This window comes from Paenibacillus darwinianus (assembly GCF_000598065.1).
Classification (GTDB): Bacteria; Bacillota; Bacilli; order Paenibacillales; family Paenibacillaceae; genus Paenibacillus_I; species Paenibacillus_I darwinianus.
In genome coordinates this window covers 1-3,947 of record NZ_KK082181.1, presented here as the reverse complement: position 1 = coordinate 3,947, position 3,947 = coordinate 1, and the positions used below count along the sequence as shown (strand labels likewise).

Genomic DNA, 3,947 nt, shown 5'->3' with positions numbered 1-3,947 from the left:
CCATCGGGCTGATTACGTCGACATATTTGGATATTTTCACAAAATCCTGACCGATGCCTTCGGCCGCCGGCACGGAAGCGGCATAACCGAATATATCGACCGATACGCGAATACCGAGCGGCTCAAGCTGCTGCTTCGCATACTTGACGAAGCTGGCAACGACGTCGACGCGGCTTTCCTTCGTCTTGTCGTACTTCAGGAAGTCGGCTTTCTTCTCAAAGCCTTCCGGGAAACGCACGTAATCGAACTGGATTTCCTTGAAGCCAAGCTTCGCCGCTTCTTTGGCGATTGCAATATTGTAGTCCCATACTTCCTTGCGGTACGGATTGACGAAGCTTTCGCCCTTGCCGTTCGTCCAAACCGTTCCGTCTCCTTTGCGGAAGGACAGCTCCGGTTTTTTCTTGGCGAGTACCGTATCCTTAAAAACGACAATCCGGGCGATGGGGTACACATTATCCGCCTTCAACCGGTTCATCAGCTTGCTTGCGTCGCCAATATACTTCTGCGCCGTGCCGAGCTTGAGCAATTCGGGATTGTCAGTTGGATACGTAATATAGCCGTTATCGTCTTTGATATCGATGACCATGCTGTTAAGCTCGGTGTCCTTCACCAACTTAAGCAGTGTTTCCATACGCGAGCCGCCCGCGCTGTGGGCCGTTACGTAAATGCCTTTCACCTTCGGAGCGTCGGGTTGGGGGTCTGTTTTTACATACTCGGCAGGTTTGCCGTTCGTCTTGCCGTTTTTGCCGTTCGAGCTTACGCCCGCATCCGTTACTGCGCCTGACGGCGCCGTTGCCACTTGACTTCCTTTGCCCGCTTTGACCAGCATATCGGCAACAGCCGACGGTTGGCCGGCATTACCGCCCGATATGCCGAAAACGAGCAGCATTAACGCAATGACCAAATCCATGTTGTCCTCTCCCTATCACTCGAGTCTCTTAAATTATAAAACAGATCGGGAGTGTCAGACACAGGTATTTCGTAGGATTCGTAAAAAGTTGTTGGGTTTTGTTGAGCGTTCTTCGGGCTATACTCGCCGTTAAAGCTATTGTATGCGGAGCCGATGCGGCATAGGACGGCTGCGGACGGCGCAACGACGGAACAGGCAAAAAAATAACGGGAACGATATCGTTCCCGTCGAGCTTCGTACGTATGCTCTCATGTTAATGCAGCATGACCTGCTTCTGATTTTCATAAATGCTGTGCTGCACGATTTCAATCGCGTCTTCCGGCGCCAGCACGGCCAGCCCTTCACGGAGGACGATGTTCATGTTCAGCTCCCGCTCGGTAAGGAAGGGGACCAATTCCGGCGCCAACTTTTCCACAATCCGAGATAACGTTACGGTTTCCAGATCCATCTTGCATCACCCTTTCCTCGAATGTTTTCAAGAATACGGGTAAAACGCAGGGCAAGAAACACGCGCTTATGGGACATCACCATTATATCAGCATTCGAACAAAAAAAATAGGTCGATCCGCCGTGAACGTTCGCTTCCGGCCGTCAGATCCGGCGGAATTCCCCGATAATCCCTACAGTTTCAACGATGTTCACGAACGCCTTTGGATCGAGTGTCCGGACGGTTCTGCGCAGCGCGGCCAATTCGTAACGGGTCGTTACGGTCATCAGCATGTCTTTCTCCGTGCGATCATAGGCGCCTCTTGTCCGGATGACGGTCACGCCGCGTTCAAGCTTAAGCAATTTGTCCAACAATTTTTCAGTTTCGCGGGTAATAATAAAAGCGGTCACCTTTACGTGACGGATATGAACGAGGTCGATCACCTTGCCCGCGGTGAAAATCGAGAGCATGGAATACAGGACGATGTCCCAGTCTCCCGATTGCAGCGCGAGCGCGCCGATGACCGCTCCGTTGAGCAGAAAGAGCAGCATGCCCACCGGAATGTCGCGCTTGCGGGTGACGATGGAGGCGATGACGTCGAAGCCGCCGGACGATCCGCCGAACCGAAGGGAAAAGCCGCTCCCGAAGCCGAAAACGACGCCGCCGAATACGGCACCCAGGATCGGGTCGGTGACGAGCGGGCTTACCGGGATAAGCTGCATGAGAAAGGTCGCCGCCGTTACCGAATAGATGCTCCACAGCACGAAGGGGCGGCCAAGGACGAACCATCCCCAGATGAGAACGGGCACATTGAGCGCGAAGTAGAGTAGACTGACGGGCCGGCCGGTCGCATAAGCGAGCATCATCGCGACGCCTGACAATCCACCGCTCAGCAGTTGATGAGGGATGAGTAACAGATTAAAACCGAAGGCGATTAGAAAAGCGCCGACCGTTAAGCCCGCTAATGAGCCTGCCGAGCGTAAGGCGTTCATGGAGGTGATCCCCTTTCTGATCCGTGCGAGTGTGTGGAACGGACATGTGCCGCCGGGAAATAGAATTAGGTTCCCCAATTACCGTTCGCTGGTATTCACATTCCGAACTGTGCTATAATGATTGGGATATTTTCAAGAAGAACGCACAGAGAAAAAAGGAGCATGAGAAAGTTTGAAAACATTTGCTGAATTTGGCCTGGAAGCGAAAGTGCTGCAGGCTATCACAGAATTGGGCTTCGAAGAGTCGACCCCGATTCAAGACAAAGCCATTCCGATCGCGCTGTCCGGCACGGACCTGATCGGACAAGCACAAACAGGTACGGGTAAGACGGCTGCCTTCGGCATTCCGCTCATTAACAAAATACCCGTCAGCGAGGAGCGGATTGTCGCCCTTATTATGACGCCGACGCGTGAGCTCGCAATTCAAGTGGCCGATGAAATCGGCAAGCTGGCCCGCTACAAGGGCGTCCGGACGCTGCCGATTTACGGCGGTCAGGAAATCGGGCGGCAAATCCGCGCCCTGAAGAAGCGACCGCATATTATTATCGGTACGCCGGGACGGCTGCTCGACCATATCAACCGCAAGACGATCAAGCTGGACGACGTGCAGACCGTTGTGCTTGACGAGGCGGACGAAATGCTGGATATGGGCTTTATGGAGGACATTACGAGCATTCTGAGTTTGGTGCCGGAAGAGCGCCAGACGATGCTGTTCTCCGCTACGATGCCCCCTAATATCCAGAAGCTGGCGCAGCAATTCCTTCGCAATCCGGAGCATGTCTCGGTTATTCCGAAGAACATTACGGCGCCTTCGATCGAGCAGGCATACATTGAAGTCCATGAACGCCAGAAATTCGAAGCAATCAGCCGGCTGCTCGACATGGAGTCGCCGGAGCTCGCTATCGTATTCGGACGTACGAAGCGCCGCGTCGACGAGTTGAGCGAAGCGCTGCAGAAGCGCGGCTACTCGGCGGACGGCTTGCACGGCGACCTGTCTCAGAACCAGCGCGACGCCGTTATGCGCAAATTCCGCGACGGCAGCATCGATGTGCTGGTCGCAACGGATGTGGCGGCTCGCGGCCTTGACGTTTCGGGCGTCACCCACGTCATCAACTTCGACCTGCCGCAGGATCCCGAGAGCTACGTTCACCGGATCGGCCGGACGGGACGCGCGGGCAAGGAAGGAACGGCCTGGTCGTTCGTTACGCCGCGTGAGCTAGATCATTTGCACTTTATCGAGAAGGTTACCCGCCAGAAGATCGCGCGCAAGCCGCTTCCAAGCATTGCCGAAGCGATCGAGGGCAAACAGCGTCTGACCGCCGAGCGCCTGATCGAGGTCGTTCAGAACGATGAGATTCAAGAATATAAAGGCCTGTCGATTCAATTGCTGGAGCAGTACGATTCCGTGCATCTCCTGGCGGCCGCGATGAAGCTGTTGACCGGCGAGAAGAAGGACGTCAGCATCGAATTGACGCCTGAGGATCCGATTCGCGCCAAGAAGCGGAAGCCCGATGTGCGTTCAAGCGGACGCCGCTTCTCGGGCGGACCGTTCGGCGGCGGCAACCGCAGCGGAAGCGGCGGGAGCTATCGCGGCGGCAGCGGTGGAAGCGGTGGAAGC

The 3,947-nt window shown here is 55.3% G+C and carries 4 protein-coding genes; 1 reads left to right on the top strand and 3 read right to left on the bottom strand.

Going from position 1 to position 3,947, the window contains the following annotated elements; genetic code table 11:
* The 3 genes from BG52_RS11175 to BG52_RS11165 form a co-directional block, all read right to left on the bottom strand.
* Nucleotides 1-910, bottom strand: a 910-nt coding sequence (locus tag BG52_RS11175) for a putative glycoside hydrolase (protein ID WP_036667274.1), incomplete at its 3' end; no start/stop codon positions are given.
* 253 nt (nt 911-1,163) lie between these two features.
* Nucleotides 1,164-1,358 (bottom strand): hypothetical protein, encoded by a 195-nt coding sequence (locus tag BG52_RS11170; RefSeq protein ID WP_036585247.1) that lies wholly within the window; start codon nt 1,356-1,358, stop codon nt 1,164-1,166.
* A 143-nt stretch (nt 1,359-1,501) separates the two neighbouring features.
* On the bottom strand, nt 1,502-2,329 hold the full coding sequence (locus BG52_RS11165) for a YitT family protein (protein WP_036585245.1): 828 nt from the start codon (nt 2,327-2,329) through the stop codon (nt 1,502-1,504).
* Nucleotides 2,330-2,501: 172 nt separating this feature from the next.
* Between BG52_RS11165 and BG52_RS11160 the strand changes: the two genes are divergently transcribed.
* On the top strand, nt 2,502-3,947 hold a 1,446-nt coding region (locus BG52_RS11160; protein WP_036667272.1), incomplete at its 3' end, for a degradosome RNA helicase CshA.